Raw genomic sequence first — 21,602 nt, 5'->3', positions numbered from 1 at the left:
CCAACCCTACGGCTCGCGCGTGTTTGTATGGGCCCCGACTGTGCGCTGCAAATGAAAACCATTATCATTAACTCTCGTGACCGATTCCCTGACACATCTGCCCGTCACCGTGCTGTCCGGCTTCCTCGGCGCGGGCAAGACCACGCTGCTCAACCACATCCTCGCCAACCGCGACGGCCGCCGGGTCGCGGTGATCGTCAACGACATGAGCGAGGTCAATATCGACGCGGCGCTGGTCGCGGGTCAGGGGCACCTCGACCGGACCGAGGAAAAGCTGATCGAACTCACCAACGGCTGCATCTGCTGCACGCTGCGGGAGGACCTGATCGAGGCCGTCGCCCGGCTGGCGCGCGAGGGCCGCTTCGACCAGTTGGTGATCGAGTCGACCGGAATCTCCGAACCCATGCCGGTGGCCGCCACCTTCGACTGGGAGTTCGACGACGGGTTCCGCCTCGGCGACATCGCCCGGCTCGACACCATGGTCACCGTCGTCGACGCCTCCACCTTCCTCGCCGAACTGGTTCGCGGACAGGCGCTGGCCGAACGCGATCTCGAAGCGGGTGAGGGTGACGCCCGCTCGATCGCGGATCTGCTGGTCGACCAGGTGGAGTTCGCCGACGTGCTGCTGATCAACAAGACCGACCTGGTCAGCGCGAACGCCGCGGCCACCGTCGAGGCGACGGTGCGCAGGCTCAACCCACGCGCCCACGTGTTGCGCACCGAGAAGGGCGTCGTCGGCCTGTCCGAGGTGCTCGCCACCGGCCGCTACAACCCGCTGGTCGCCGCCGAATCCGAAGGCTGGGACGAGGAATTGGCGGGCGGGCACACTCCCGAGACCGAGGAATACGGGATCAGCAGCATCACCTTCATCGCCGATCGACCGTTCCATCCGCAGCGCCTTGCCGACGTGCTGGCGCGGATGCGGGGGATGTTGCGCAGCAAGGGCTTCTGCTGGATCGCGAGCCGCCCCGAGCTGGCGGCGATCTGGTCGCAGGCCGGTCCGAACATCACCTTCGAACCCGGCGCGTGGTGGTCGGAGCTGGAAGTTCCCGCCGGACAGGAACTCGTGTTCATCGGGGTGCGCCTCGACGCGCCCACCGTCCGGCGTCAGCTCGACGCCGCGCTGCTCACCGACGCCGAGTTCGCGGCGGGCACGAGCGCGTGGGCCGGCTACCCCGATCCGTTCCCGGCATGGGGTGAGCTGCACGAGCATCACTGATTGGCGACTTTGGTGCGCGTATCACACTGCGCTGGTGCATGATTCGAATGGGCCGCGACCCACGCACCGATGAGGGGAGCGTGGGCCGCGGCACCTGATCGAATCAGGCGAGCCCGGCGAAGAACTCGCGGATGTCGCCGACCAGCACCTCGGGTGCCTCGTGCGCGGCGTAGTGCCCGGCCGCGTCGTTCGCGCCGCCCTTGCCCGTGCTGGTGTCGTAGGAATTCCAGCTCACGATCTTGCTGTGGTCACGCTCGGCGAACCGGCGGATCGACTGGAAATCGCCGGCGAACATCGCCAGCCCCGTCGGCACGGTGGTCGGCTCGGTCGGCTGCTCGCCCGCGTGCGCGTCCTCGTAGTAGAAGCGCAGCGACGAACCGGCCGTCCCGGTGAGCCAGTACAGCGCAACATTCGCGATCACGAACCGCGCGTCGAGCGATTCGCCGAACAGCTGCGCGTTCCAGCCGAGCAGGCCGACCGGGGAATCGGCCAGCGCGTAGGCCAGGGTCTGCGGCTGCTGGCTGTGCAGGGTATTGAAGGCCATCTTGTTCTCGTGGAACCACTGAAGATGTTGCAGCGCGGCCATATCCGCCTCGGAGAGGCCTTCGAACTCGGCCGGGTCGCCGGAGGGGAACGAGAACAGCTGGGTGACGTGCACGCCGATCACATTGTCGGGCGCGATCCGGCCGATTTCGGGCGAGACCATCGAGCCGCCGTCGTTGCCGATGGCGCCGTAGCGCTGGTAGCCGAGGCGATTCATCAGCTCGGCCCAGGCCCGGGCGGTGCGGAAGCGGTTCCAGCCGGTGCTGCGGGTGGGGCCGGAGAAGCCGAAACCGGGCAGCGAGGGGATGACCAGGTGGAAGGCGGGCTGATCGGCCGATTCCGGCTCGGTGAGCGGCGCGATCACGTCGAGGTACTCGAGGACCGAACCGGGCCAGCCGTGGGTGAGGATCACCGGCGTGGCATCGGCGCGCGAGGAGCGGATGTGCAGGAAGTGGATGTCCTCGCCGTCGATCTCGGTGGTGAACTGCGGGTAGGCATTGAGCTCGGATTCCACCGCACGCCAGTCGAACTCCTCGAGCCAGTACTCGGCGAGGGTCTTCACCCGGCCGGCGGGCACGCCGTACGCGTCGCCGACACCGGGCAGCTCGTCCGGGTACAGGGCGCTGCGCAGGCGGTTGGCGAGATCGTCGAGCCGGGCCTGCGGAACTTCGATCCGGAACGGGGTGATGGTGGCCATGTCGACTCCTCCTATTGAAACGGAATGTTTCGTTCTGTTCCAAATGTAGCAGAACGGAGCATTCCGTTTCAAGTGGTAGGCTGATATTCATGGCGAAGCAGACCGAAACCGCAGATCAGCCACGCTTGCCCGGCCGCAAGGCGCAGGCCGCGCGCAACGACGGACTGATCCTCGATGCCGCCCGCGCGGTGTTCCTCGACGATCCGAACGCCCCGATCGCCGCCGTCGCGGAACGGGCGGGGGTCGGGATCAGCGCGCTCTACCGGCGCTATCCGAGCAAGGAGGTGCTGCTGCGCACGCTCTGCCACGAAGGACTGCGCCGGTTCAACGCGGAAGCGGATGCGGCGCTGGAGGATTCGGATGGGTGGCGGGGGTTCGTCGGATTCCTGGAGCGGGTCGTCGAGGCCGACGTGCACTCGCTCACCGTGCGCCTGGCGGGCACCTTCACTCCCGACGAGTCGATGCTGCCCGACGTCATGCACTCGGGCGAGGCCGGCGAGGAGCTGGTCCGCCGCGCCCACGCGAGCGGCAGGCTGCGACCCGACGTCGACGCCCTCGACCTCGGCCTGATCTTCGAGGCCTGCGCCGCGATCACGATGCCGGACCCGGTGCGCACTGCCGAACTGCGCCGGCGGGTCCTCGCGTTGATGATCGACGGGCTCACGGCTGAGGGGCAGCTCCCTGGTCCGCGCCCCGCTACCGGTGAATTCGCCTGGCGCTGGGAGCGTCGGTCCTGAGCGCTATTGGGGAATTACCGGGCCCCTTCGGGTAGAGACACATCAGGATTACCTGGCCCGGCTGTGTACGGGCTGGCAGACTCGGCGCATCACCCCGGACTACAACGCGGAGGCGCGTAGTGAACTGGACTCTGGAAGTTGTGATCGTCCCGGTTTCCGATATCGACCGGGCCAAGGATTTCTACGCCACCCAGCTCGGCTTCGCCGTCGACCACGACACGGTGATCTCCGACGACGTGCGCATCGTGCAACTCACCCCGCCCGGCTCGGGCTGCTCGATCGTCATCGGCAAGGGCGCCGTGCCCGAGATGTCGCCCGGCTCGGTGAAGGGCTTGCAACTCGTGGTCCCCGATATCGAGCAGGCGCACGCGGAGCTGGTGGCGCGCGGGGTCGAGGTCAGCGAGGTGCAGGAGCTCGGCAAGAATCCGCGGCCCGTTCCGCATCCGCTCGACAATGTCGGCTTCGTCTTCTTCAGCGACCCCGACGGCAACAGCTGGGCGGTACAGCAGATCTCCAGCAGAGCCGACAAATCCTCGAGCTGATTGCAACCCATCGGCCCGGGTGATGTGATCATGGTCGGCCCGTCAGCGCTGAGTGCCGTGAACCAGGCGGTCACGTACTGGCTTCCTCGAACCGGGCGATGTCACGGTGCCGAGTTTTGTGTCGTACCCCGGTGCCACACTGTCGGTTATGCAGTTGCGATATAACTTCCGCCTCTACCCCACAGTGGGGCAGCGGCAGTCGTTGGCGCAAGCATTCGGCTGTGCCCGGGTCGTTTTCAACGATGCCCTCGCGATACGGCAGCAGGCGTACCGGGACGGCCACCGGGTCACTGATGCTGAACTGTCGAAGCTGTTGACCGAGTCGAAGAAGACCCCGGAACGCGTGTGGTTATCGGGGGTGTCGGCGGTGGTGTTGCAGCAGGCCCTAGCGGATCTGAATACCGCCTACCGCAACTTCTTCGGCTCGGTCACCGGCACACGGAAGGGGCCGAAGATCGCGGCGCCACGATTCCGGTCGCGTCGCGATAACCGGCAGGCGATTCGGTTCACCCGAAACGCCCGGTTCGCGGTCACCGCCGGGGAGAAGTTGCGGTTGCCCAAGATCGGGGACGTGAGGGTGGCGTGGTCGCGGCGGCTGCCGTCGGTGCCCTCGTCAGTGACTGTGATCAAGGACGCGGCGGGACGTTATTTCGCGTCGTTCGTGGTGGAGGTAGGAACCCGGCCGCTGCCCGAGGTCGATGCCGAGGTGGGTATCGATCTTGGCCTGACGTCGTTCGCGGTCCTGTCCGATGGGAGGGTCATCGAGAACCCGCGGCTGTTCCGTCGGGCTGAACGCAAGCTCCGTAAGGCCCAGCAAGCGCTCTCACGCAAACAGAAGGGGTCGAGTAACCGAGGCAAGGCTCGGATCAGGGTTGCCCGCGCTCACGCCAAGGTTGCCGATCAGCGCCGCGATTTCGTACATAAACTGTCCACGACGATTGTCCGTGATAACCAAGCGGTGTTTGTCGAGGATTTGTGTGTGAAAGGTTTGGCGCGGACCCGTCTGGCGAAGTCGGTGCATGACGCTGGGTGGTCGATGTTCACCCGCCTGGTCGGGGAGAAAGCGGTCCGGCACGGGCGGTTTTTCGCCAAGGTCGACCGGTTCTTCCCGTCGTCGCAACTGTGCTCGGCATGTGGGGTTGTCGGTGGGAAGAAGCCGTTGCATGTGCGGTGGTGGACGTGCGGGTGTGGCATCATCCACGACCGGGATGTGAACGCCGCCAAGAATGTTCTCGCCGCTGGTCAGGCGGAGAGGTTAAACGCTTGTGGAGTGCGGGTGAGTCCGGAGCTTGTTCCGGCGCTGCGCGGTGAAGCAGGAACCCGCCGAAAGCGCTTTGGTGCGCTGGTAGGAGTCTCCGTCCTTTAGGGCGGGGAGGATGTCAAAACTTCTGGGTCGCGGGCGCCTCCGAACAGGAGATCGCCGACGCCTTCACCAAGGCCAAGGCCATCCCCGGCAAGGTCGACTTCAAGTCCTACATCGATACTCGGTTCGACAAGGCGTAACTCGCACCGACACGGCGCCCTCGATCCACCCGGATCCAGGGCGCCGTTTCGCATGTGCGCCCACCATTCGCTCGCGGCCTCGGTCACGCTCCCCGGTGAACCGCTCGTAACTCGGTAGGTTGAGCGGCGGATCGGGTGCCACGGATCCGGATACCGGTCACGACCAGGAATCGGCGGTGAGGCGGCATGGTGGGCGAGGGCACGGGGACGTACGGGTCGGTGCGCTGGGCGATGCTCGGGGTGTTGTGCGCCAGCCTGTTGCTGGTGGCAATGGATGCCACCATCCTCAATGTGGCCTTGCCGTCGCTGATCGAGGATCTACAGGTCGGGCCGCTGGAGCAGTTGTGGATCATCGACATCTACGGTCTCGTGCTCGGCGGGCTGCTCATCACCACCGGTGCGCTCGGTGATCGGGTGGGGCGAAAGCTGTTGTTCATCAGCGGTTTCGTGCTGTTCGGTATCGCCTCGGTGGTCGCCGCCACCGCGGGGAGCGCGGCACAGCTGATCGGCGGGCGGGTGCTGCTCGGGATCGGCGGTGCGATGGTGATGCCGTCGACGCTGTCGCTGATCCGCAATATCTTCACCGATGCGCGCGAACGCACCATGGCCATCGGGATCTGGGCGGCGGTCGCGGGTGTCGGCGCCACGGTGGGGCCGATCGTCGGTGGGTTCCTGGTGGAGCATTTCGGGTGGTCGTCGGCGTTCTGGCTCAATGTGCCGGTGGTGCTCGTGACGGTGGTGGTCGGGCTGTGGGTATTGCCGGAATACCGTGCGCCACAGGCGGGCAGCCTGGACTGGTTCGCCGCGGCGCTGTCGGTGGCGGGCATCGTCTGCCTGGCCTGGGGCATCAAGCATCTCGCGAAAGGTGAAGCGAGCGTGGTGGACTGGGCGATCCTGGTCATCGGCATCGCCGCGCTGGCGTGGTTCACCCGGCGTCAGCTCACCGCCACCGACCCGCTGCTCGACGTGCGGTTGTTCCGCAACGGCGCGTTCACCGCGGCGGCCGTCGCGACCCTGCTGGCCATGATGGCGATCGGCGCGGCCATGTTCCTGATCTCGCTGTGGCTGCAATACGTTCACGGCTACAGCCCGTCACAGGCGGGAATCCGGATGTTGCCCGCCGCGCTCACGCTCCTCACGGCCTCCCTGCTCACGCCGATCCTGATGGAGAAATTCGGTGTCCGTGCGGTGCTCGGCGTCGGTCTCGGCGCGGTCGCCCTCGGCTTCCTGCTACTGGCGGTGAGTCCGGAACCGACCACCTATCCGGTGGTCGCGCTGGTCCTGGTGTCCTTCGGTCTCGGCGACGGCATGGCCGTGACCGCGGCGGCCGCCGTCCTCGTCGGCGCCGTTCCCGCGGACCGTGCCGGCCAGGCGGGTGCGGTGGAGGAGACCAACTACGAGGTCGGTGTCGGGTTCGGTGTCGCTCTGCTCGGCAGCCTGCACGCCAGGATCTTCAGCCAGCACATGATGGATCTGCCCGTTCCCGCCGACAAGCTGGACCAGGCGAGCGGTTCGATCGGCGGGGCGGCCGAGGTGGCCACCGACCTGCCCGAACCCGCGCGCGACCAGCTCGCCCATGCCTCGAGCCACGCCTTCGACGTCGCTCTCACCACCACGTCCTATATCTCGGCCGCGGTCGTCGCGGTGGTGGCCGCCGGAACGGTCTGGCTGGTGCCGAAAGGCTTCAGCGTCACCGGCGACCACTGAGAGCACCCTTGACGCAACCGGAAGGTTGCAATACTCTGAGTTGCAACCAATCAGTTGCAATACATGAGGAGGCGTCATGGGATTCCCTGATCAGATCGTTCGGACCGTCGAGCTCGCGCATCCGCCCGCCCAGGTGTGGGCGGCGATCACCACCGCCGAAGGGCTCGCTAGCTGGTTCGGCAATACCGCCGAAATCGACCTGCGGCCGGGTGGGGACATGCGGATGACCTGGAAGGAAGGGTTCGCCGCGGCCATGCGGGTGGAGCGGGTCGAGGAGCCCTCGGTGTTCGGCTACACCTGGCCGATCAACGGACTGCCCGACGACGACCCGCGGCGCACCTACGTCGAGTTCAGCCTCGAGCCGGTGGGCGCCGGGACCCGGCTGACCGTGACCGAGACCGGCTTCGCCCAGCTGCCCGTCGAGGCGCACAAGGAAGCGTTCGAGGGCAATGTCGGCGGCTGGAAGAGCGAACTGGCCGAGCTCGTCGAGTACCTCGATGCGGCCTGAGCTGGAGGCCACCGCCGAACGGGTCTTCGTCGCGCTGGCCGATCCGAGCAGGCGGTCGGTACTCGCCGCACTCGCCGCGCACGGACCGGCCACCGCGACCGACCTCGCCGATCGACTGCCCATCACCCGGCAGGCGATCGCGAAACACCTTGCCCTGCTCGCGGATACGGGCCTGGTGATCGCGGAACCGGGGGAGCGGCGGCGCGTGCGCTACCGCCTCGATTCCGCCCCGATTCAAGTGGCACAACAATTTCTGGCCGCCCTGTCCCGTGACTGGGACGGCCCACTCGACGCGCTCCGCCGGCATCTCGACGGCTGAGCCGGAAGGAAACGCAATGAGCGAGGACGACTTCACCGCGACCATCACCGTCGACAAGACACCCGAGGAGGCCTTCGCGGCCGTCAACAACGTGTGGGCCTGGTGGTCGGAGACCATCGAGGGCAGCACCGGCACGGTCGGCGACAGCTACCTCTTCGAGGTCCCCGGCCTGCACCGCGCCACCATGACGACCACCGAATCCATCCCCGGCGAGCGCCTGGTCTGGCACGTCACCGACTCGCACCTGTCGTTCATCACCGACACCGCCGAATGGGAGGACACCGACGTCGTCTTCGACATCACCGAGAACGCCGACGGCACCGAAATCCGTTTCACCCATGCGGGTTTGGTCCCGGCTGGTGAATGCTACGAGGTGTGCGCCAACGCCTGGGGCGCCTACATCACCAGCAGCCTGCGCGGCCTGCTCACCACCGGCGAAGGCGATCCGTTCCGCCGGACGAGCACCGGGGAGTCGGAACTGCGCAAGCACGGCAACGCCGATTTGGTGAAGCCACGCCCCTGATCAGCCCCGCGGCGCGATAAGCAGTGTCTGAGTGCTGCGCCCGATCGGCCCGGTCTCGTCGAACAGTGCGGATTCGGCGAGGCCGATGCCGTGCGGCTGGGGATGGGTCACCGCGTCCAGGCACACCCACTCGCCGACCGGCTGACGATGCAGGGTGACGGTGAGGTCGGTGTTGATGAACAGGTACTTCGACCAGTCGAGGACCGCACTGACCCCGTTGCCGGAATCGGCGGCGGCCAGTGTGCGTTCCAGCGGACTCGCAGTGGTGCCCGCGACGATCGGGTACTTCAACCGGATCCAGCAGACAGCGGGACCGGGCGCGGCGAAAGAGCCTGTGGTGAAACGGTATTCGATGCCGGTGTGGAAACCGATCTCCTGCTCGGACGGAAACGGCTCCGGCTCGGTCGCCGCGGGCAACGGCCTGGTTCCGGTCGGCAGGAATTCCGCGGGCAGATCGAGCGCGGGCTCGGCGACCTTGATTCGCCACGCGTTGGCCTGCATCACCGGCCCGCGCTCCGACGACAAGGTCGCCTCGATCAGCTCGACACTGCGCCCCGACCGCACCACCTTCGCCTGCGCGGTGAGCGGAGCCAGCGGTACCGGCCCGAGGATCTCGACGGCGACCCGGCCGACCTGAAACCCCGGCCGTGGCGCACATCGCTCGATCACATGCCCGAGCAGCGCCGACGGCGGTCCGGCATGCTGTGCGTCCGGCGACCACGGGCCGCGCGTCAGCTCGGTCGAGAGGTACCGATCCGGGTCGGCGGGGTCGGTGAGATAGAAGGCATCGGCCACCTCGCCGACGTTACCCCGCCGACCTTCGTGGCGGGATCGCGCGCTAGGCGCTGCCGGTGGTCAGAGCTGTGAACAGGTCGAACAGGGGGCGCAAGGCGCACGGGCTGGTGTCCGAGGTGCAGCCGATGGACGAGGACCCGGAGTCGGCGACCGGCAGCGATGCCGCCTGGGCGGTGCCGAGCGGGGCGGCGAGGGAAAGGGCGGCGGCCGCGAGGGCTCCGGCGACGATGCGCTTCATATGGTTCAGCTCCAGTGCTCGGCGTGTCGGTAGGTCGACACGCCGCCAACTTTACCGAGCGACACCGAGAGCGAAAGCCCCGAAATCCAGGGGTGCACGCGGCACGCCCACACAGTGCGACGCCCGCCCGATCGCGGAGATCGGACGGGCGTCGACAGTGCTACAGCGGTCAGGAGACGACCGGGAGATACACCTTGCTGCCCTGGTCGGCGAACTCGGCGGACTTCTCGGCCATGCCCGCCTCGATCGCGGCGACATCGGTGAGCCCCTGTTTCTCCGCGTACTCGCGTACATCGGCGGAGATCCGCATCGAGCAGAACTTCGGACCGCACATCGAGCAGAAGTGGGCGGTCTTGGCGGGCTCGGCCGGCATCGTCTCGTCGTGGTACTCGCGGGCCGTGTCAGGGTCGAGCGAGAGCGCGAACTGGTCGTGCCAGCGGAATTCGAAACGGGCCTTGGACAATTCGTTGTCGCGGTCCTGGGCGTGCGGGTGCCCCTTGGCGAGGTCGGCAGCGTGGGCGGCGATCTTGTAGGTGATCACGCCGACCTTGACGTCGTCGCGGTTGGGCAGGCCGAGGTGCTCCTTCGGCGTGACGTAGCAGAGCATCGCGGTGCCGGCCTGGGCGATGATCGCGGCGCCGATGGCCGAGGTGATGTGGTCGTAGGCGGGTGCGATATCGGTGGCCAGCGGGCCGAGGGTGTAGAACGGCGCCTCTTCGCAGAGCTCTTCCTCGAGCTTCACGTTCTCCACGATCTTGTGCATCGGCACGTGGCCGGGGCCTTCGATCATCACCTGCACGCCATAGGATTTCGCGATCTTGGTGAGCTCGCCGAGGGTGCGCAGCTCGGCGAACTGGGCCTCGTCGTTGGCGTCGGCGATGGAGCCGGGGCGCAGGCCGTCACCGAGGGAGAAGGTCACGTCGTACTTCGCGAGGATCTCGCACAGCTCACGGAAGTGCGTGTACAGGAACGATTCCTGGTGATGGGCCAGACACCAGGCGGCCATGATGGAGCCACCGCGCGAGACGATGCCGGTGACGCGCTTGGCGGTGAGCGGGATGTAGCGCAGCAGCACGCCCGCGTGCACGGTCATGTAGTCGACACCCTGCTCGCACTGCTCGATCACGGTGTCGCGGTACATCTCCCAGGTGAGCTTGGTGGGATCACCGTTCACCTTCTCGAGCGCCTGGTAGATCGGCACGGTGCCGATCGGGACCGGGGAGTTGCGCAGGATCCACTCACGGGTTTCGTGAATGTTCTTGCCGGTGGACAGGTCCATGATGGTGTCGGCGCCCCAGCGCGCGGCCCACACCATCTTCTCGACCTCTTCGGCGATCGACGACGACACCGCCGAGTTGCCGATATTGGCATTGATCTTGACCAGGAACTTCTTGCCGATGATGGTCGGCTCCAGCTCCGGGTGGTTGTGGTTGGCCGGGATCACCGCGCGGCCGAGCGCGACCTCGTCACGCACCAGCTCGGGCGAGACACCCTCGCGGGCGGCGATGAACCGCATCTCGGGGGTGATGATGCCCTGGCGAGCCCAGGCGAGCTGGGTCGGCGGGCCGTCGACGGTAGGGGATTCCCATTCGTCGCGCAGTTTCGGCAGGCCTGCCTCGAGGTCGATCACCGCGTTGTCGTCGGTGTACGGACCGGAGGTGTCGAAGACATCGAAGTGGTCGCCGTTGGTGAGGTTGATGCGGCGAACCGGGATGCGCAGGCCGTCTACCTCCTGGTAGTGCTTGACGCTGCCCTGGATCGGACCGGTGGTGACGGTGTCGACCGTTCCGTCAGAAGACGTGCTCGAGCCCATGATTCTTCCTCCCTACGCCGGCATTACCCGGTCAGGTTCATACGGTCGACGGCCCTGACGCCCGATTGGGCTAGCCGTCCTCTCAGCCCGCTGGTGCGAGCCCCCGTTGGTGTGAATTGCCCCGCCGACGATACCTGCCGTGAATCGCGACCCGCCCGGGGACAGCCCGGACGGATCGCGCGCGCGGGTCGCTACACCGACGCCGAGTGAAGCCGCTTCGGCGTGTCGTGCGCGATGTCCTCGGCCTCGTCGAGCCCGAACTTGTTGTGCAGCACCACGAGGGGCTTCGGCGCCCACCAGTTCCAGGTACCCATCATCCGCATGAGCGCGGGTGCGAGCAGGCCGCGGATGACCGTCGCGTCGCTGATCACCGCGAGCGCGCAGCCGAGGCCGAACAGTTTCATCATCGAAACACCCGAGGCGGCGACGCCGAGGAACACGATGCTCATCAGCAACGCGGCGGCGGTGAAAATGCGCCCGGTGCGGGCCACGCCCATCGCGACGGCCTCGGTATTGCCCTCGGTGGTCTTCGGCCCGGCCAGCCATTCCTCGCGAATCCGCGACAGCAGGAAGACCTCGTAGTCCATGGACGCGCCGAAGGCCAGGCTGAACATGAGGATGGGCATGGCCAGGTTGAGGGTGCCGGTGGCGGTGAATCCGAGCAGCTCCGACAGGTGGCCTTCCTGGAAGATCCACACCATCGCGCCGAACGTCGCCGCCAGCGACAAGATGTTGAGGATCAGCGCCTTGATCGGCAGCACCACGCTGCCGGTGAACAGGAACAGCAGCACCAGGGTGGTGAGCGCGATCAGCGCGCCTGCCAGTGGCAGTTTGCCGGTGATCGCGGTGACCGAGTCCTGGTTCAGCGCTCCCGGGCCGGTGATCAGGGCCTTCGACGGTGCGGCAACGGTGCGCAGAGTGTCGAGCTGGACGCCGCCCGCGGTGGAGTAGGGGTCGAGTGAGGTCGCGACCGACAGGTAGGCGCCGTGCTGCGGGTCCGTCATCTCGGGCACGCCCGCGGCCACCCGCATCCCGTTGCGATACACCGCCGCACTGCTGAGGACGGCCGGTACGTCGGGCACCTTGGACAGCTCGCGGGCGTAGGCGTCGAGTTCTGCCGCGCTGCCACGGAATTCGGGCAGCACGACGGTCGCGCTGGAGGCGAGGTCGGCGTCGAATTCGGTGCGCAGGATGTCGCCCACTTGGCGACTGGCGACATCGGTGGGCAGCGCCCGGTCGTCGGGATAGCCGAACTGGACACCGAGGAACGGCGCGCCGAGCAGCAGCAGGAACGCGGTGGTGGCCAGCGCGATCGACATCGGCCGCTTCATCACGGCGATGACAAGGCCATACCAAAACGTCTGACGCGGTGCCTTTTCCGTCCTCGGAGACAGCCGGAACAGTCGGCGCATCGGTGCGCGCAGGTCGCCCGCATCGATGCGATGACCGACCAGGATGAGCAGGGCGGGCAGCACGATCACCGCGGCGGCCGCCGCGGCGGCGACCACGGCGATGCCCGCGTAGGCGAACGACCTGAAGAAGTACTGCGGGAACACCAGCAGTGCCGACAGCGAGAGCGCGACGACCAGTGCCGAGTACACGACCGTGCGACCGGCGGTGCGGATCGCGCGGGTCACCGCGGCTGCCGGGGTAGCGCCCGCGGTCAGTTCTTCGCGATACCGGCTGACGATGAACAGGCTGTAATCGATCGCCAACGCCAGTCCGAGGGCCGTGGTCATGTTCAGCGCGAAGATCGACACGTCGGTGAGAGCGGTCAGCACGCGCAGAATGCCCAGCGACGCCGCGATGGCGAACAGCCCGATCGCCACCGGCAGCGCGGCGGCCATGAGGCTGCCGAACACCAGTGCCAGCAGCAGACCGGTGATCGGGATCGCGATCGCCTCGGCGATGATCAGATCCTTGCTGATCTGGGTGTTGATGTCGCCGAAGGTCGCGGCGAGCCCGCCGGCCTTGATCGTCACCGGACCGCTCTCGACCTGCAGTTCTTCGCTCAGCTTCGCCGCCCGAACGGGCAGTTCGGCGTCGTCGCCCTCGATACTGGCCAGGATCAGCGCGTGGTTGCGGTCCTTGCTCAGCATCCCCTGTTTTAGATCGGGGCGCGCGGTCCAATACGACTGCACCCCGCGCACCTCGGGATGGGTGCGCAGTACTGAGATCGCCCGGTCGGCGGCCTCGCGCGCGGCGGCGGAGTTCCCTACGTCCTCGGCGGAGATCGTCAGGACGTAGTTGGGCTCGCTACCGGGGAAGTGGTCGCTCAGGTATTGGCTGGCCTGCACCGAATCGAGATCTTCGGTGACGAATCCACCCGATTTCATGTGCGAGTGCACGGTGGCGCCGATCGCGCCACACAAGATCATCAGCAACAGTGCGACCGCGACCACCAACCGTGGCCGGGCAACGGCGGTGTGGGCGATTCTCGTCAACATCGTCGGGTGCCCTCTGTTCGGAAACGTTTTCGAACCGTCACCGTATCCCGCGCGCGAATCCGCGCGATACCGCCTCGGGGTGGAGGAAGGGCGAGTACCATCTCCGCCCCTGGGTGGACGCCTCGGCGCACGCATTATGGATAGGGGGCGGAGATTCGGCCACCGACCTCCCCGAGGCCGATCCGCCTTCCCGCGGTACCCGGCGCGGTGGCGGTGATCGTCACCTCGTCGCCGTCGGCCAGGAAGGTGCGTTCCTCACCGCTCACGGTGATGGATTGGGATCCACCCCAGGACAATTCGATGAAGGAGCCGCGTTGCGACGGCTCAGGGCCGGAAATCGTGCCGGAGGCGTAGAGGTCACCGGGTCGGATCGAGGCGCCGTTGGCGGTGAGGTGGGCCAGCATCTGGGCGGGAGACCAGTACATGCGCGAATAGGGCGGGTGCGCTACGACTTCGCCGTTCCAGTCGACCGTGAGGTCGATGTCGAGGCCGTAGTTGCCCGCGCCGCGCAGGTACGGCAGCGGCTCGGGGTCCTGGGCCGGGAGCGGCACCTGTGCCTGTGCCAGCGCGGAAAGGGGCGTGATCCAGGCCGACATCGACGTGGTGAACGACTTGCCGAGGAACGGGCCGAGCGGCTGGTACTCCCAGGCTTGGATATCGCGCGCCGACCAGTCGTTGACCAGGGCGACGCCGAAGACGTGCTCGCTGAACTCGTCGACGGTGACCGGCACCCCGAGGGTGGACCCGGTACCGACGACGAAACCCAATTCGGCCTCGATATCCAGCCGCTGCGACGGGCCGAAATCAGGTGTGCCCGCGGCTGTCCGCCGCTGGCCCTGCGGCCTGATGACCGCCGTATCCGAGACGACCACGGTGCCGGCCCGGCCGTGATAGCCCACCGGCAGGTGGCGCCAATTCGGTAGCAGCGGTTCGCTATCCGGGCGGAAGAGCCTGCCGAGGTTGGTGGCGTGATCGATGCTGGCGTAGAAGTCCACGTAATCGCCGATCCGCACCGGCAGCGCCATCCGCACCGACGACACCGGGTACACGGCATCGACGGGCAGCGCGGTGCCTGCGAGTTCACGCAGCCTGTCGCGGACTGCGCGCCAGCGGCTGTGCCCCTGGGCGAGAAAGGCATTCAGGTCGGGACGGGCGAACACCGAATCATCGAGCAGCGCCGCCAGATCGAGCACCGAATCGCCCAGTCGGGCACCGACCCGGAAGTCGCCGCCGGGTGGTGCGAAAACGCCGTAGGGCATGTTCTCCGCGCCGAACAGGGAATCGGCGGGGACCTCCACACGCAGCAGGCTCATCGCAGCCCCGGCCCGCGACCCGACCACGTCCACGCATACGCCGGATCTTCGCAGGCCAGCGCGCCCTCGCCGAGTTGCAGCGGCCGGAACGTATCCACCATCACCGCCAGTTCGTCGAAGAACTCCGCCCCGATACTGCGTTCGTAGGCACCGGGTTGCGGGCCGTGCGCATAACCACCCGGATGTACCGACACCGAACCCTGGGTGATGCCGGAACCCTTGCGCGCCTCGTAGTTTCCGCCGCAATAGAACATGATCTCGTCGGAATCCACGTTGGAGTGGTAGTACGGCACCGGAATCGACAGCGGGTGATAGTCGACTTTGCGTGGCACGAAATTGCAGATGACGAAATTGGTGGCCTCGAAGGCCTGATGCACCGGCGGCGGCTGATGTACGCGGCCGGTCAGCGGTTCGAAATCGGCGATATTGAACGTGTACGGGTACAGGCAGCCATCCCAGCCGACGACATCGAACGGATGGCTCGCGTACGTCATCCTGGTGCCGATCACCTCGTTGCCCGCCCGATGTTTCACCAGCACCTCCACGTCGGTGTCCCCGACGAGCAGCAATTCGAGTGGTCCGTGCAGATCCCGCTCGCAGTACGGCGAATTCTCCAGCAGCTGACCGAATTTCGAGAGGTAGCGCTTGGGTGGGGTGATGTGGCTCGACGCCTCGATCACATACGCGCGCACCGGTTCCTCGCCCATCGGCAGCCAGCGGTGCGTCGTCGAGCGCGGCATCAGCACCTGATCGCCCTGCCGAACCGGCAAGATCCCGAACACGCTCTCGACCACGGCCGCACCGGATTCCACGTACACCAGCTCGTCGCCGATGGCATTGCGGTACAGCGGTGACGCGCCCTTGGCGACCACGTACGAGATCCGCACATCGGCATTGGCCAGCAGCAACCTGCGCCCGGTCACCGGGTCGGTCGTGGTGGCCGTATCGCCGGGGAACAGCAGCGGCAGCCGCAGATGCCGGTGGTGCAGTGGATGATTCGGCGTCAAGGTCTGGTCGGGCAGCTCCCAGACGGTCGCGTCGACGATCGCGGGCGGCAAGCCGCGGTGATAGAGCAGCGAGGAGTCCCCGGAGAACCCCTCCTCGCCCATCAACTCTTCGTAATAGAGGTTGCCGCGCTCATCCCGATGCTGGGTGTGGCGCTTCGGCGGCACCGACCCGACACGGCGATAAAACGACATAAGGGATACCTCCCGCTACGTTGCAGCTGGAACTTCCACCTCCAACGTACCGAGAACGCGCGCCGACCACTCAGAATTCGGCGATGACCGGGGCGTGGTCGCTTGCGCCCTTTCCCTTGCGTTCCTCGCGGTCCACCGACGCGTCCTTGATCCGGTCGGCGAGGGCGGGGGAGGCGAGGATGAAATCGATGCGCATGCCCTCCTTGCGGGGGAAACGCAGCTGGGTGTAGTCCCAGTAGGTGTAGACGCCGGGGCCGGGGGCGAACGGGCGCATCACATCGCGGAAGCCGAGATCGAGCATGGACTGGAATGCCTCGCGCTCGGGCGCGGAGGTGTGGGTCTTGCCGATGAACAGCTCCGGCGCCCAGACATCGTCGTCGGTGGGGGCGATGTTCCAGTCGCCGACCAGCGCGACCTTCGCCTCGGGGTCTTCGGCCAGCCAGCCGGCCGCCTTCGCGTGCAGGGTCGAGAGCCAGTTCAGTTTGTAGGTGTAGTGCGGGTCGGCGAGCGCGCGGCCGTTGGGGACGTAGAGGCTCCACACCCGCACCCCGCCGCAGGTCGCACCGAGCGCGCGCGCCTCGACCACCGGCGATTCGATCAGGGAATCGCCCGCGTCCTTGTCGAAGCCTGGCTGATCGGGGAACGCGAGCTCGACATCGGTGAGCCCGACCCGCGAAACGATCGCGACACCGTTCCACTGATTGAGCCCCACATGCGCCACCTCGTACCCCGCGGCCTCGAACTGCTCGAAGGGGAACTGATCGTCACGGCACTTGGTCTCCTGCAACGCCAGCACATCGATGTCGTGGCGGTCGAGAAAGGCGATCGCCCGATCGACGCGGGAGCGGATCGAGTTGACGTTCCAGGTGGCGAGACGCACGACAGCGATGGTCCTTTCGGGGACTAATGGCTCTGGGGGGCGGCGTAGCGGTAGGCGTGGTGTTCGATGAAGCCGAGTTCGCGGTACAGGGCAAGGGCGCCGGAGTTGCCCACTTCTACCTGGACGTAGGCGTGGCTCGCGCCCTGCTCGGCACCCCATCGGATCAGTTCGGCGCACAGTAGCGCGCCGAGTCCGTTGCGGCGGTGCGCGGTCGCTACGGCCACGCAGGTGAGGCCGACCCAGCGTCTGCCGTCGGGGGCGGTGGTCACCGCGCCGCGGCCGATGGACAGGGGTTCGGGCAGGCCGAGTGAGGCGAAGCCGAGAGTGCCGTCGAGGACCGAGGTGAGCACGGCCAGGTCCGGTTCGCGCACGGCGGGGTCGAGGGGGATCTCGCCGCGGTAGCGGTGGGTCCGGAGCCAGCCGTCCTCTGGCACATCGGCGATCCGCACCATCGAAGGTCCTTGCGGCAGGACGAAATTCGCGATGTCCAGACCGAGGACCACGGTCTCGCTCCAGGTGTTCCAGGTCGGCGGGACAGGGGCGAGCCGGTCGGGCAGTTGCAGCAGCAGCGGCAACCCCTGACTCGTGTACCAGTCCGCGATCTTGTGCATGGTGTCGATCGACAACACCGCGGGCACACCCGACTCGCCCAGCGGCACAGCCGAATTCGCACGCCCGGTGTAGCCGTTGCCCGCCCGCACCAGCCAGCCGTCGATCCACAGGTGCGCGCTGCCCGGCCATGCCATGGCCGCCGCGGTCTCCAGCGACCGGATCTCCTTGGTTCGAATCGGCCTCGGCCCCAGCGCTTTCAGCGCGACGACGCGATCAGCGGACACCGAGACCAGCTCACCCTCGGCGGTACGCACCGAAGGCGGCGTCAGCGACACCAGTTCGCCGATCACATCGGTGAGCGGCTGGGGATAACCCGCGGGCAGCTGGTACCGCATCACCACGCGCCGCCCGAGCGGAATGTCAGTCGTCATGACCGAACGGATCGGGAACGGTTCCGGGAATCCAGCTCAAACCCGGTGTGCCCCAGCCGTTTCGCTTGATCGCCTTCTTGGCGGCGCGGGCATTGCGGCCGACCAGCACGTCGACATAGAGGAAACCGTCGAGGTGGCCCACCTCGTGCTGCAGCATGCGCGCGAAGAAGCCGGTGCCCTCGATCTCGACGGGCTCGCCGTTCTCGTCGGTCCCGGTGACCTTCGCCCAGTCCGCGCGTCCGGTCGGGAACTGCTCGCCGGGCACCGACAGGCAGCCTTCCTCGTCGTCATCGGGGTCGGGCATGGTCTCGGGGATCGCCGAGGTCTCCAGCACCGGGTTCACCACCACGCCCTTGCGGCGCACGGGGTTGCCGGTGGCGTCGAAGTCGGGGCAGTCGTAGATGAACAGCCGCTTGCCGACGCCGACCTGATTGGCCGCCAGGCCGACACCCTTGGACTCTTCGAGAGTGTCGTACATATCCGCGATGAGCTCGGCCAGCTCCGCGGGGGTCTCCGTCACCTTCGCGGTGGGGTTGTGCAGAACGGGGTCACCGACGATCACGATCGGGAGAATTGCCATGGTCGCCATTATCGCCGCTCGGGTGGGCCGATGATCGGCGGACCCCTGTGGGCCGCGCCACCCCTACTGGCCTTCAGTCAACACGCCGTGACATGGGTCGAATGATCCGGGGAACCCGTGGTTGAATGACGACGGTATTCAGCGTCTCGTGATACACGGCGAGGGAGCAAGATGGACGGCGCAGTAGCTCGGCACAGCTCCGGGATGCCCGACGGCCCCACTGTGGGCGAACAGGACTCGGCGGCCGACGAGAGCACCGGTCTGAGCCGCCGCGAGCTCGACATCCTCGACTTCGAACGTAAATGGTGGAAATACGCGGGCGCCAAGGAAGACGCGATCCGCGAACTGTTCTCCATGTCGGCCACCCGGTACTACCAGGTCCTCAACGCGGTCGTCGACTCCGACGCGGCGCTGGCCGCCGACCCGATGCTGGTCAAACGGCTGCGCAGACTGCGGGCGAGCAGACAGAAGTCCCGTGCCGCCCGCAAACTCGGTTTCCAGGTCTGACATGACGGCCACACACCCGCTGTTGCGGCTAGGGTTGGGCGGGTGAGCAACCCGAACCCCACCCCCGGCGGCCCGCCGTTGCGCGCGCTGGCGATGGTGTTGATCGCGCTGGCCATTGTCTTCGCCGGTCTGGGTGCGATGTCGCTGTCGAACTCCGATGCCGTGGCATCGGACGCGGAGACCGAGACCACCACCTCCAGCGCGGTCGCACAGGCGCCCGCCACTACGCCCGCGCCGAAGACCACCAGCGCGGCCGCTCCGACCACGACGACCTCCGTCGCGCCGACGACCACCGCCACGACCACGACCCCCGCAGCGGGTGCCGCGAATCAGGCGGTACCGGTACGGGTGCTGAACAACAGCCTGGTAGCGGGTCTGGCCGCGCGCACCGCGAGCGAACTGACCACGGCGGGCTGGACCAATGTCAGCACCGGCAACTACAGCGGCGAAAACCTCACCACCACCACCGTGTACTACGGCGGCGGCGCGGGCGACAAGGCCGCGGCCACCGCGATCGCCCAGCAGGTCGGCGGGACGGTCGTGCCCAAGTCGGGGGACACCACCCCGGGTGTCGTCGTCGTACTGACCGGTCGCTGAACCAGGCGCGGCACGCGGTGCCGTAGGCCGCGTCGCCGCTGTGGCATCATCTTGAGCGGTATAGCCCCAGTCCGATAAGGAGTCCCCTGATGGCCACGTCGACAACTCGTCGCCCGTCCTGGCGCATTGTGACCCCGGTGCTCGCGGTCGCCGCGTTCGGGCTCGTTGCCTGCACCAACAGCCAGGAGTCGAGTGACGTCAAGGGCACCACGCCGCCGGTGTGGACCAGCTCGGCGGCTCCCGGGGCTGAAAGCGGCGACCACGGTGGCGGTCACGCCGCACCGTCGGCGACCGCGGCCCCCGGCCACGGCGACGATCACGGTGGCGTGGCGGGCGGCCTGAAGACCTCGCTCAAGAACGGTGCGGGTGCCGAGGTCGGCACCGCGACCATCGTCGCTGAAGGCAACCACCTGGTCGTCACCGTCGAGGCGCGCGGTCTGACGCCGGGCTTCCACGGCCTGCACTTCCACCAGAACGGCACCTGCGAGGGCGACTTCACCTCGGCCGGTGGACATCTGCAGGTCGGCGGTGCCACCGCGCACCCGGCCAGCGGTGACCTCACCTCGCTGCAGGTCGGCGCCGACGGTACCGCGAAGCTGGTCACCCGGACCGACACGGTCACCCTCGACAACCTCAAGGGCAAGGCGCTGATCATCCACGCGGGCGCCGACAACTTCGGCAACATCCCCCCGCGCTACACGCGTGAGGGTGGCACCGGCCCGGACGAGACCACCTTGAGCACCGGCGATGCGGGCGCCCGCGTGGCGTGCGGCGTCGTCGGTTAGCGAGACACCACCCATGGCCGGGGCATACGAGTCGGTTCCGTTTCGCGGTTCGCCCCGGCCGACCATCGGCATCGAATGGGAGATCGCGCTCGTCGACAAGGTGACGCGTGATCTGTCCAACACCGCCTCGGCGGTGTTCGACGCGGTCGGTGACCTGCGCGCGCACGACGGCACTCCGCAGGTGACCAAGGAATTGCTGCGCAACACCGTCGAATTGGTGACCGGCGTGCACGACACGGTCGGCGGCGCGGTCGAAGACCTGCGCGGCACCATGAACGCGGTGCGGCGCGCGGCCGATCCGCTCGGCGTCGACCTGTTCTGCGCGGGCACCCACCCGTTCGCGGCGTGGTCGGCCCAACAGCTCACGCGCTCACCGCATTACGACGAACTGATCGAGCGCACCCAGTGGTGGGGCCGCCAGATGCTGATCTGGGGCGTGCACGTGCACGTGGGAGTGTCGCACCGGGACAAGGTCTTTCCGATCCTGAACTCGCTGCTGCTGTCGTATCCGCACCTGCTCGCGCTGTCGGCCTCCTCGCCGATGTGGTCCGGCGACGACACCGGCTACGCGAGCAACCGGGCGCTGATGTTCCAGCAGTTGCCGACCGCCGGGCTGCCGTTCCAGTTCGAGAACTGGCGCCAATTCGAAGGTTTCGTGCACGACCAGATGAAAACCGGTGTGTTCGAACAACTCGGCGGCATGCACTGGGACATCAGGCCCGCGCCCAAGTGGGGCACCATCGAGGTGCGCGTGTGCGACGGGCTGTCCAGCCGCGCCGAACTGGCTTCGGTGGCCGCGCTGATCCACTGCCTGATCGTCGATCTGGACCGGCGCCTGGAAAACGGCGAGGACCTGCCGACGCTGCCGCCATGGCATGTGCAGGAGAACAAATGGCGGGCCGCGCGCTACGGGCTCGACGCGATCGTGATCGTCGACGACGCCAGCAATGAGCGTTTGGTCACTGACGATCTGATGGATCTGCTCACCCGGCTCGAGCCGACCGCGAAGCGTCTCGGCTGCGTCGACGAGCTGGCCGCGGTGGCCGAGATTCCCCGCCACGGTGCCTCCTACCAGCGGCAACGCCGGGTCGCCACACAGACACAGGGCGACATGGTCGCGGTCGTCGACGCACTGGTGCGCGAGCTCGATCAGTAGCGTTCAGCTGC

22 protein-coding genes and 1 riboswitch are annotated in these 21,602 nt (G+C 67.3%); of the genes, 12 read left to right on the top strand and 10 right to left on the bottom strand.

Going from position 1 to position 21,602, the window contains the following annotated elements; genetic code table 11:
• Positions 1-76: 76 nt before the first annotated feature.
• A complete protein-coding gene (locus tag ACFWPK_RS17050; RefSeq protein ID WP_378916634.1) occupies positions 77-1,219 on the top strand; it encodes a GTP-binding protein in 1,143 nt (380 codons plus the stop codon).
• Positions 1,220-1,322: 103 nt separating this feature from the next.
• Here ACFWPK_RS17050 and ACFWPK_RS17045 read toward each other — a convergent pair whose 3' ends face one another.
• Positions 1,323-2,459 carry an epoxide hydrolase family protein gene (locus ACFWPK_RS17045; RefSeq protein ID WP_378916631.1) on the bottom strand — a complete coding sequence of 379 codons (1,137 nt, stop codon included), beginning with the start codon at positions 2,457-2,459 and terminating at the stop codon, positions 1,323-1,325.
• An 89-nt stretch (positions 2,460-2,548) separates the two neighbouring features.
• On the opposite strand from ACFWPK_RS17045, the gene ACFWPK_RS17040 reads away from it, so the two are divergent.
• The 7 genes from ACFWPK_RS17040 (at position 2,549) to ACFWPK_RS17010 (ending at position 8,298) form a co-directional block, all read left to right on the top strand.
• Entirely contained in the window at positions 2,549-3,196 is a 648-nt protein-coding gene (locus tag ACFWPK_RS17040) for a TetR/AcrR family transcriptional regulator (protein ID WP_378916628.1), read from the top strand.
• 119 nt (positions 3,197-3,315) lie between these two features.
• Positions 3,316-3,738, top strand: a complete 423-nt coding sequence (locus ACFWPK_RS17035; protein WP_378916625.1) for a VOC family protein — start codon at positions 3,316-3,318, stop codon at positions 3,736-3,738.
• A gap of 148 nt (positions 3,739-3,886) precedes the next feature.
• Positions 3,887-5,104 carry an RNA-guided endonuclease InsQ/TnpB family protein gene (locus ACFWPK_RS17030; RefSeq protein ID WP_378916622.1) on the top strand — a complete coding sequence of 406 codons (1,218 nt, stop codon included), beginning with the start codon at positions 3,887-3,889 and terminating at the stop codon, positions 5,102-5,104.
• A 323-nt stretch (positions 5,105-5,427) separates the two neighbouring features.
• A complete protein-coding gene (locus ACFWPK_RS17025; protein ID WP_378916619.1) occupies positions 5,428-6,948 on the top strand; it encodes an MFS transporter in 1,521 nt (506 codons plus the stop codon).
• Positions 6,949-7,024: 76 nt separating this feature from the next.
• Complete coding sequence (locus ACFWPK_RS17020) at positions 7,025-7,456, top strand: SRPBCC domain-containing protein (RefSeq protein WP_378916616.1); 432 nt, start codon at positions 7,025-7,027, stop codon at positions 7,454-7,456.
• On the top strand, positions 7,446-7,775 hold the full coding sequence (locus ACFWPK_RS17015) for an ArsR/SmtB family transcription factor (RefSeq protein ID WP_378916613.1): 330 nt from the start codon (positions 7,446-7,448) through the stop codon (positions 7,773-7,775). Before ACFWPK_RS17020 ends, ACFWPK_RS17015 begins: the two co-directional genes overlap by 11 nt.
• A gap of 16 nt (positions 7,776-7,791) precedes the next feature.
• Complete coding sequence (locus ACFWPK_RS17010; RefSeq protein ID WP_378916610.1) at positions 7,792-8,298, top strand: SRPBCC domain-containing protein; 507 nt, start codon at positions 7,792-7,794, stop codon at positions 8,296-8,298.
• On the opposite strand, the gene ACFWPK_RS17005 is transcribed toward ACFWPK_RS17010, so the two are convergent.
• The 9 genes from ACFWPK_RS17005 to ACFWPK_RS16965 all read right to left on the bottom strand — a co-directional run bounded on the left by ACFWPK_RS17005 (position 8,299) and on the right by ACFWPK_RS16965 (position 18,546).
• The gene (locus tag ACFWPK_RS17005) at positions 8,299-9,093 is read right to left on the bottom strand and encodes a thioesterase family protein (RefSeq protein WP_378916607.1); all 795 of its coding nucleotides are present in this window, start codon (positions 9,091-9,093) and stop codon (positions 8,299-8,301) included.
• Positions 9,094-9,136: 43 nt separating this feature from the next.
• A complete protein-coding gene (locus tag ACFWPK_RS17000; protein ID WP_378916604.1) occupies positions 9,137-9,331 on the bottom strand; it encodes a hypothetical protein in 195 nt (64 codons plus the stop codon).
• A 169-nt stretch (positions 9,332-9,500) separates the two neighbouring features.
• The gene (gene thiC, locus ACFWPK_RS16995) at positions 9,501-11,144 is read right to left on the bottom strand and encodes a phosphomethylpyrimidine synthase ThiC (RefSeq protein ID WP_378916601.1); all 1,644 of its coding nucleotides are present in this window, start codon (positions 11,142-11,144) and stop codon (positions 9,501-9,503) included.
• A riboswitch (TPP riboswitch) is annotated at positions 11,137-11,261 on the bottom strand. Its footprint overlaps the gene before it by 8 nt.
• Positions 11,262-11,335: 74 nt before the next feature.
• Complete coding sequence (locus ACFWPK_RS16990; protein ID WP_378916598.1) at positions 11,336-13,591, bottom strand: MMPL family transporter; 2,256 nt, start codon at positions 13,589-13,591, stop codon at positions 11,336-11,338.
• A 134-nt stretch (positions 13,592-13,725) separates the two neighbouring features.
• On the bottom strand, positions 13,726-14,904 hold the full coding sequence (fahA, locus tag ACFWPK_RS16985) for a fumarylacetoacetase (RefSeq protein WP_378916595.1): 1,179 nt from the start codon (positions 14,902-14,904) through the stop codon (positions 13,726-13,728).
• Entirely contained in the window at positions 14,901-16,103 is a 1,203-nt protein-coding gene (locus tag ACFWPK_RS16980) for a homogentisate 1,2-dioxygenase (protein ID WP_378916592.1), read from the bottom strand. Before ACFWPK_RS16980 ends, fahA begins: the two co-directional genes overlap by 4 nt.
• Positions 16,104-16,173: 70 nt before the next feature.
• On the bottom strand, positions 16,174-16,983 hold the full coding sequence (locus ACFWPK_RS16975) for an exodeoxyribonuclease III (protein ID WP_378916589.1): 810 nt from the start codon (positions 16,981-16,983) through the stop codon (positions 16,174-16,176).
• A 23-nt stretch (positions 16,984-17,006) separates the two neighbouring features.
• Positions 17,007-17,966 carry a GNAT family N-acetyltransferase gene (locus tag ACFWPK_RS16970; RefSeq protein WP_378916586.1) on the bottom strand — a complete coding sequence of 320 codons (960 nt, stop codon included), beginning with the start codon at positions 17,964-17,966 and terminating at the stop codon, positions 17,007-17,009.
• Positions 17,956-18,546: a peptide deformylase gene (locus ACFWPK_RS16965; protein WP_378916583.1), complete on the bottom strand. Its 591-nt coding sequence runs from the start codon at positions 18,544-18,546 to the stop codon at positions 17,956-17,958. The genes ACFWPK_RS16970 and ACFWPK_RS16965 overlap by 11 nt, the downstream gene beginning before the upstream one ends.
• A 171-nt stretch (positions 18,547-18,717) precedes the next feature.
• On the opposite strand from ACFWPK_RS16965, the gene ACFWPK_RS16960 reads away from it, so the two are divergent.
• From ACFWPK_RS16960 to ACFWPK_RS16945, 4 genes are all read left to right on the top strand, one after another.
• Complete coding sequence (locus ACFWPK_RS16960; protein WP_378916580.1) at positions 18,718-19,053, top strand: DUF3263 domain-containing protein; 336 nt, start codon at positions 18,718-18,720, stop codon at positions 19,051-19,053.
• A 42-nt stretch (positions 19,054-19,095) separates the two neighbouring features.
• Positions 19,096-19,650: a LytR C-terminal domain-containing protein gene (locus ACFWPK_RS16955; protein WP_378916577.1), complete on the top strand. Its 555-nt coding sequence runs from the start codon at positions 19,096-19,098 to the stop codon at positions 19,648-19,650.
• A gap of 89 nt (positions 19,651-19,739) precedes the next feature.
• Positions 19,740-20,435: a superoxide dismutase family protein gene (locus tag ACFWPK_RS16950; protein WP_378916574.1), complete on the top strand. Its 696-nt coding sequence runs from the start codon at positions 19,740-19,742 to the stop codon at positions 20,433-20,435.
• A 13-nt stretch (positions 20,436-20,448) separates the two neighbouring features.
• Positions 20,449-21,591 (top strand): glutamate--cysteine ligase, encoded by a 1,143-nt coding sequence (locus ACFWPK_RS16945; protein ID WP_378916571.1) that lies wholly within the window; start codon positions 20,449-20,451, stop codon positions 21,589-21,591.
• Positions 21,592-21,602 lie beyond the last annotated feature (11 nt).

The sequence above is a fragment of the Nocardia sp. NPDC058519 genome (assembly GCF_042719755.1).
In the GTDB taxonomy this organism is placed as follows: Bacteria; Actinomycetota; Actinomycetes; order Mycobacteriales; family Mycobacteriaceae; genus Nocardia.
The sequence above is the reverse complement of the archived record's forward strand: the minus strand, read 5'-3'. Positions and strand labels throughout refer to the sequence as shown.